Origin of the sequence: Streptomyces sp. BE20, from assembly GCF_036322525.1 — a bacterium.
In the GTDB taxonomy this organism is placed as follows: domain Bacteria; phylum Actinomycetota; class Actinomycetes; order Streptomycetales; family Streptomycetaceae; genus Kitasatospora.
The window spans coordinates 1-761 of sequence record NZ_JAQYWW010000872.1; the positions used below are offsets into that span (position 1 = coordinate 1).

General features: G+C 71.2%; 1 protein-coding gene. It reads left to right on the plus strand.

The genetic code is table 11. The features are described 5' to 3' along the window. On the plus strand, positions 1–761 hold a 761-nt coding region (locus tag PUR61_RS19080), incomplete at its 5' end, for an ABC transporter ATP-binding protein (protein WP_329880163.1).

Consider the following 761-nt stretch of genomic DNA (forward strand, 5'->3'; position numbering starts at 1 on the left):
CCGCAACCGCCGTCCGCACCGGCCGGGCGGCCGCCCGCGCCACCGGCCTCAACAAGGTCTACGGGGAGGGCGAGACCCGCGTCGTCGCCCTCGACAACGTCAGCGTCACCTTCCCGCAGGGCGAGTTCACCGCCATCATGGGCCCCTCCGGCTCCGGCAAGTCCACCCTCATGCACTGCATGGCCGGCCTCGACACCGTCTCCTCCGGCTCCTCCACCATCGGCGACACCGAACTCGTCGGCCTCAAGGACAAGCAGCTCACCCAGCTGCGCCGCGACCACATCGGCTTCGTCTTCCAGGCGTTCAACCTCCTCCCCACCCTGACCGCCCTGGAGAACATCACCCTCCCGATGGACATCGCCGGCCGCAAGGCCGACAAGCAGTGGCTGGACCGCGTCGTGGACACCGTCGGCCTCTCCGGCCGCCTCTCCCACCGCCCCAGCCAGCTCTCCGGCGGCCAGCAGCAGCGCGTCGCCTGCGCCCGCGCCCTCGCCTCCAAGCCCGACATCGTCTTCGCCGACGAACCCACCGGCAACCTCGACTCCCGCTCCGGCGCCGAGATCCTCTCCTTCCTGCGCAACTCCGTCCGCGAACTCGGCCAGACCGTCGTCATGGTCACCCACGACCCCGTCGCCGCCGCCTACGCCGACCGCGTCGTCTTCCTCGCCGACGGCCGCATCGTCGACGAACTCCACCAGCCCACCGCCGACACCGTCCTGGACCGCATGCGCCGCTTCGACGCCAAGGGCCGCACCAGCTGA